The following is a 5,733-nucleotide window of genomic DNA, read 5'->3' as shown; positions in this document are numbered from 1 at the left end:
TTTCGCGATCGTGGAATCGATGTCGTGGAATCGATGTCGGGATCGTCCTCAATGAAGTGAACATGGGGGACAAAGACGGCAGTCGAGTAGCCGAGTCCGAAGCAGACATCTAGTTTCGTCGGGGTCGGCCTCGTTCAAGGGAAGGGATGTCATGACCTTTCGCCGTTGTCTTGTCGTTATCCTGATGATTGTTACGGTCACGCTGACCGGATGGGGAGGCGGAACCGTTCTTGCCGCGCCGGCACCACAATCGGGGACGTCCGCACCCAGCCCTGACCGAGCCGAAGCGCTTGTACGAGCCCGTGGCTACACCGCCACCGAGACGGGCGGCTACAACCCGGACAACGATCTCAGCGTGATCGTCGGACGATGGACCGGCGCCGTGGACGGCCATCCCCAGCAGGCGTTCCTCTTCCACCGCGGCCGTCTGGTGGGCACCGACACTCCGGTACCGAGCGCGACCATCGGGTGGCTCTGGTCTACCAGCGACGTCGTTGCGCTCACGTACCAGCTGTACCGGCCCGACGACCCACTGTGCTGCCCTACCGCGGGCGCGGCGACCGTGCGCTACCAGTGGAATGGCGGGAAGATTGTTCTCCTCGACCCCGTTCCGGCTGCCGACTGGTCGGCGTCCGCGAGCCGACGGGCGGTGCGGCTTTCGGAGTAGCCGGTTGTCGTTGTCGCCGATGGTAATTGGCGGTCATTGGCGCGGGCGGGCAGGAGAGAAAGCATTCGTCAGCGGCCGGCCGCCATGTCGGCATCCGGGGTGGTATCCGGAGGACTGGAGGCGAGCCGCTGGTAGAGCGGGCTCATCCGTACCAGTTCCTCGTGCCGTCCGGTGGCCACGACTTCTCCCTTGTCGAGCACGATGATGCGGTCGGCCGCACGAACCGTGGAGATCCGGTGCGCGATGACCAGAAGTGCGCTGGTGGCCGAGATCTCGCGCATTGCCCGGGTGAGTGCCCTCTCGTTGAGGGAGTCCATCTGAGAGGTCGGCTCGTCCATGAGCAGCACGGCGGGCCGGGCCAGCAGCGCTCGGGCAATGGCGACCCGTTGGCGTTCCCCGCCGGACAGTTGGACGCCGTGGTCGCCGACCTCGGTGTCCAACTTGTTGGGCATCCGCGCGACCAGCTCGGCGAGGCCCGCCGTGCCGACCACCCAGCGCAGCTCGTCCTCGGTCGCGTCGGGCACGGCATAGGCGATGTTGTCACGGAGCGTTCCGTGCAACACCGGGGTTTGCTGTTCGACCAGGTTCACCCAGGTACGGGCCGCGGAGCGGTCGATCGCGTCCGCTTCCCGCCCGCCGAACAGGATCTCCCCACGGTCCGGCTCGTAGAAGCGCTCGATGAGCTCGAGCACGGTGGACTTTCCGGCACCTGACCGGCCGACCAGTGCGATGTGGCCGCGAGACGGCACTGTGAACGACACGTCCCGCAGCACCGGTTCGTCGGTATATCCGAACCACACGTCGCGGAACTCGATCGACGGGGTGTCACCCCGCTGTTCGGCGACCCGACCGTTGCCCGATGCGCTGTTGGCCCAGACCTGAAGCCCGCCGCTGGCCTGAACCGGGCCCTGCCTTCCAGGCCTTCCGGCGCTGTTCTCGTCCTGGCCGGTACTGTCCGGCTCCCGGGGTAGCGTGAAGACCTCGTCGACGCGCTGTAGCCCTCCCATTCCGCGTTGAATCGTCCCCGCCTCCTCGAACAGCTCGGACAGCGGTATGACGAGGTAGGTGGCGTAGAGCAGGAAGGCGATGAGATCACCCAGCGACGTCGAACCCTTTGCGACGAGCACCCCACCGATCAACAGCACCACCAGAACCGAGCCCTGGACGGCCAACTGCATGGAGGGTGCGATGACCGAGTCCAACTTGGCCATCCGCACCCCGGCACGGTAGGCGTCCCGGGCGTGGCCGCCGATGCGTTCGCTCTCGCGCTCTTCGGCGCGGCTGGCTCGAACGGTGCGGATCGCGGCGAGCGCCCGTTCGAGGTCCGCGGTCATGCTTCCAACGCTGGCCTGGCTGCGTTCCGAGGCAATGCGGATGCGCACCAGCACGCCCAGAACCATCGCCCCGGCCAGCGAGACCGCGAGCAGCACGAACAGGAACAGCAACGCGTCCAACCAGATCATCATCGCGACCGCGCCGATGACACCGATCGCGCTCGTGAGGAGCGCGGAGAAGCTGTAGGCCACCGCCTCGCGGACGAGTGTGGTGTCGGTGTTGGCCCGGGAGATCAGGTCGCCCATGCGCTGCTTGTCGTACACCCCGACCCGCAGCCGCAGCAGGTGATCGACCAGTCGGATCCGCAGGCCGAGCAGGATTACCTGACCGGTGCGTTCCAGCAGGTAGTTCCCAAGGGTGTCGGTCAACGCCTGGCCGGCGAACAGCACGAACAGCAGTGCGACAAGCGAGCCGGGAACGCCGCCGGCCTGCGCGGCGTCGATCACGTTCTTCACCAGCAGCGGCTGCGCGACCCCTAGGACGGTCCCGAGCACCGTCAGCGCGGTGGCGATGCCTATCGGCCGGCCGTGCCCGCGAAGCAGGCGCCACAACCCACCGACTCGCAGCGCGTCACGGTGCCGCTGCTTGCTGTCCCGGTCCGTCGACGGCGGCTCGGCCACGATCGCCTCACCTGTTTCGCTGATGGCACTCATGACACTGTGGTGCCTGACACTGTGACGCCTTCCGGAGGTATAGCGATAAGCGGCTGGAAGTAGTCGACCGGCTCGCGCTCACCAACCTTCACCCCGTCCGCCTCCACCCAGGCGTGTGCGGCGAACGGGCCGACCTTGCGCACGCCGACGCACCAGGTGGGCCAGACCCCCGAAGCCCGGCAGACCAGGGCGGTGGCAACGGAACGGGGAACGCAACCCTGCGCACCCCGACACGCCATGCTCACCGCGGTGACGGCATCCCGTGCGGCCAACGCCTGCCGATAGTCGGCTGGGGCGGCGCCTCGGCGCAACCGGGTCAGGACGGAACGGATCCGGCCGGGTGGCTGGGTGGCCAGCAGCCGGGCGGTTGCGACCGCGGCCATCGCCAGTGGCCGTCGCCGTAGAGGGAGTTTTCCTCCTCGACGCTCCAACGACATCGGCATGCTCATCGCGGTGCCACCTCCTTTGTGACTCTGTGCATGCGCTCCGATGAACCTGACAAAGCGCATAATGAGCGTTCCCGGTCAGGAAACGGTGTCGGTTGCGACAAGCCCGGCCGTGCGGAGCTCGGCCAGCAGGCTCTGTACATCTCGGTCCGCGGTGGTCGCGTCCACGTCGTAACTTCTGACCATCGAATCGGTAGCCTCGGCGGTACTACCACCATCGAGCAGCACCCGCAATACGAGTGTTCCGGTCGGGTTGAGCATCCAGTATTGACCACTGCGCTCATCCAGGAGCGCGGTCCCGTAGTCGGTTTCCGTGTGGACGATGTTTTCCCGTAGCGTCAGCATTTTTTCTCCGGCGGCTGTTCGACTGTCTCGCCATAGCTTTTCGCTCGCCATAGCTCTTCGGTTCTACCCTTGGCTACCGGTCAAGGAATGAGCGCCAATGGTCCGGTCGCCGGCGAGCACCCTCAGCCACACTTCGCAGGCGAAGGTTTGTTGAAGGGGTTCGTGGGCCCGCGAGGGCGCGTGCGAGTACTGGCAACCGGCCCGCAGTTTCTCTACGTCAACAAGTCCGAGATCGGCGAGCCGGGAGTTCTCGCACAGCGTCATCAGCAAGCCGTAGTTGGCCCGCAGCCCCCCTTCCTCCTCTATCGAGCCTTCCGCCTTCGTGACTCGCCGCAGAGAGCGCTCCGGCACGATTCCGCGCATGGCCTCCTTCAGCAGCGGCTTGTATTCCCAGGGGGTCGTTCGTTCCTCTGGGCGCACCGCAAGGGAGGCTTCGATCACCCGGTCGTCGAAGAACGGTGCCGCCAGCCGCACTCCGGTAGGTGCGGTCAGCTGGCAGAACGAACGAGTCGCTCCTGCCCCCGCCTGGATGGTCAGAAGGTCGCAGTGTTGATCGCGGGTTGCGGCCAGCGGGCAGGCTGAGTCCAGGATCTCGTCGAACGCTTGGCGTACCAACGCGACGGCATCCGGGGTGACCCACGGGGGCAGCCGGGGGGCGTCGTCCCAGTCCAGGTCGGGAAGACCCGGCATCGGCCTGGCACCGGTCACGTGGGCGACCATGTCGGCCAGGGCCGCGCGGTACGAGCGTGGCCGGAGCATCCACAGGCTCGCCAACAGAGGCCACCGGTTCTGGGCCCGAAAGCCGCGGAGCCTGTCGATGGCGATCCACGGACGCGTACGTATCAGGGCGGGCAGGTAGTTGGGCGTGCCCTCCGCGACCTCATCACCACCGAGCCCGGTCAGATGGACACGTGGATGATACGGGGTCAGCCGGCGCAGGCCGGCGAGCATCTTCGCCCGGTCGATGATTCCGATGAAGGGCCTGTCCAACTGCTCGTCGGCAGCAGTGATGCCGTCGTAGACGAGAGGAAGCTCGTTGCGCGGCAGAATCTCGTGCATCGCGTTCGGCAGGTCGCCCATGGCGCGGGTAGCCCACTCCAGGTCATCGTCACCCGGATCCCGGCCGATCCCTGTGTAGGCGACGAGCCTCGCCGGGCTCCGATCGGCGAGAAAGCACACCGAGGTCGAGTCGAGTCCGCCGGACAGATCGCAGCTCACCGTCCCGCCCGCGCCCGCCCGCGCATCTACGGCCTCGGTCAGCGCACGGCGCAGCAGTCGTGCGCCGTCTTCCAGGGGCAGCACGGGCTCGGGCTGCCGCCACCAACGAATCATGCTTGGCCGCCCGTCGTTGCCGGCCAGGAGATAGTGGTCCGGAGGAAGCGCTTCCACGTTCCGCCATATCGGCCGATCGTTCAGAGGATGCGGCGCTATCGGGTCGAGGAGTGACAGTGCAACAGCGGCGGTGTCCAGCTCGCTGTCCATGATCCCGGCCAGCACGTCGGCGCGATCAGTGGCGATCACCTGCCCGTCAACCATGGTGTAGAACACCCGCCGCATACCTGAGGCGGTGCCCTGAATGCGGCGGCGTCCATCGATCTCGGCGACGATGTGGAAACTGCCGGGCAGCGATGAGGCCACGACGTCGAGCGCGGCGACATCTTGTACACGCGTGAGAAGGCATGTCAGGTGGGTGACGCTGACCGGGCAACATCCGATCAGCGCAATCCTGGAACTCCCCACCGCGGCTGTGACGATCCCGTCATCTGACCAGTCGCCCAGCAGCCATGGCCGGCTGGAGCCGTAACGGAGCAACCGTGGAGCTCGGTCCGCGAGTGCGGCGACAACCGTTTTGCTGCGGCCGGAGTCGGGCAACACGACGAACCACGGTGTCCCGGAGGGCAAAGAAAGCCCGGTCATCTCGTCAGGAATCCGTCCTTCTCAAACACCCCTACCGTTATAAAGCGGGGTGATGACGACAAAGCGGGTGGCGACGACCAGCCAGGGCCGTCGCCACCCGCCATCTCCAACTGCCGCACTGCGTTGGTCAGGAGCGGACGATCGCCGTTTCCCCACCCGCTCTTGGGCGGCGGTGAGGGCGCTCCTAGTAGTGGTGCCTGCGGTGCCTGCGGTACTTGCGGTACCCGCCGTAGTAGCCACGCCGGTGGCCGCCATAGTAGCCTTCGGTCACCGTGGAAAAGGTACCGATTCGCTCAAGAGCCGGTGGCTGGTACGGAGCCTTCATCGAAATGCCTCCCATCAGTCTGTAGCCGTCCGATTTCTGGACGGG

The 5,733-nt window shown here is 66.4% G+C and carries 6 protein-coding genes; 1 reads left to right on the top strand and 5 read right to left on the bottom strand.

From position 1 onward, the window contains the following. The first annotated feature begins 184 nt into the window (after nucleotides 1-184). Nucleotides 185-667: an LppP/LprE family lipoprotein gene (locus DD1DGNOD_RS14945; RefSeq protein WP_241255739.1), complete on the top strand. Its 483-nt coding sequence runs from the start codon at nucleotides 185-187 to the stop codon at nucleotides 665-667. Nucleotides 668-735: 68 nt separating this feature from the next. Here DD1DGNOD_RS14945 and DD1DGNOD_RS14940 read toward each other — a convergent pair whose 3' ends face one another. The 5 genes from DD1DGNOD_RS14940 to DD1DGNOD_RS14920 all read right to left on the bottom strand — a co-directional run. Beyond that, nucleotides 736-2,655, bottom strand: coding sequence for an ABC transporter ATP-binding protein (locus DD1DGNOD_RS14940; RefSeq protein ID WP_131767049.1), 1,920 nt, complete (start codon nucleotides 2,653-2,655; stop codon nucleotides 736-738). Then, nucleotides 2,652-3,104, bottom strand: a complete 453-nt coding sequence (locus DD1DGNOD_RS14935; protein ID WP_131767048.1) for a lasso peptide biosynthesis B2 protein — start codon at nucleotides 3,102-3,104, stop codon at nucleotides 2,652-2,654. The genes DD1DGNOD_RS14940 and DD1DGNOD_RS14935 overlap by 4 nt, the downstream gene beginning before the upstream one ends. A 75-nt stretch (nucleotides 3,105-3,179) precedes the next feature. Continuing rightward, nucleotides 3,180-3,446: a lasso peptide biosynthesis PqqD family chaperone gene (locus tag DD1DGNOD_RS14930; RefSeq protein ID WP_131767097.1), complete on the bottom strand. Its 267-nt coding sequence runs from the start codon at nucleotides 3,444-3,446 to the stop codon at nucleotides 3,180-3,182. A 63-nt stretch (nucleotides 3,447-3,509) separates the two neighbouring features. Next, nucleotides 3,510-5,363, bottom strand: a complete 1,854-nt coding sequence (locus DD1DGNOD_RS14925; RefSeq protein WP_131767047.1) for a lasso peptide isopeptide bond-forming cyclase — start codon at nucleotides 5,361-5,363, stop codon at nucleotides 3,510-3,512. A gap of 184 nt (nucleotides 5,364-5,547) precedes the next feature. Then, nucleotides 5,548-5,733: lasso RiPP family leader peptide-containing protein (locus DD1DGNOD_RS14920; RefSeq protein WP_206443190.1), on the bottom strand; the 186-nt coding region annotated here is incomplete at its 5' end.

The organism is Candidatus Protofrankia californiensis (assembly GCF_900634765.1).
GTDB lineage: Bacteria > Actinomycetota > Actinomycetes > Frankiales > Frankiaceae > Protofrankia > Protofrankia californiensis.
The sequence above is the reverse complement of the archived record's forward strand: the minus strand, read 5'-3'. Positions and strand labels throughout refer to the sequence as shown.